Annotated in this window: 1 protein-coding gene; it reads right to left on the bottom strand. The window is 55.5% G+C overall.

What is annotated here, in order from left to right; all coding sequences use genetic code 11:
* Positions 1 to 22: 22 nt before the first annotated feature.
* Positions 23 to 229, bottom strand: a 207-nt coding sequence (locus OCV59_RS11965; RefSeq protein ID WP_262584423.1) for a hypothetical protein, incomplete at its 5' end; no start/stop codon positions are given.

The following is a 229-nucleotide window of genomic DNA, read 5'->3' as shown; positions in this document are numbered from 1 at the left end:
GAAGCGCCGCGACAAATACGGGTTACGGAAGCGCCGCGACAAATACGGGCGACAGAAGCGCCGCGACAAATACGGGCGACGGAAGCGCCGCGACGCCGCGACAAATACGGGTTACGGAAGCGCCGCGACAAATACGGGCGACTTTTTTTTTTTTTTTTTTTTTTTTTTTAGAAGCGCCGCGACAAATACGGGTTACGGAAGCGCCGCGACAAATACGGGCGACAGAAGC

The organism is Brotomerdimonas butyrica (assembly GCF_025567305.1).
Classification (GTDB): domain Bacteria; phylum Bacillota; class Clostridia; order Peptostreptococcales; family Anaerovoracaceae; genus Lentihominibacter; species Lentihominibacter butyricus.
This window is presented reverse-complemented; position numbering and strand designations above follow the sequence as displayed.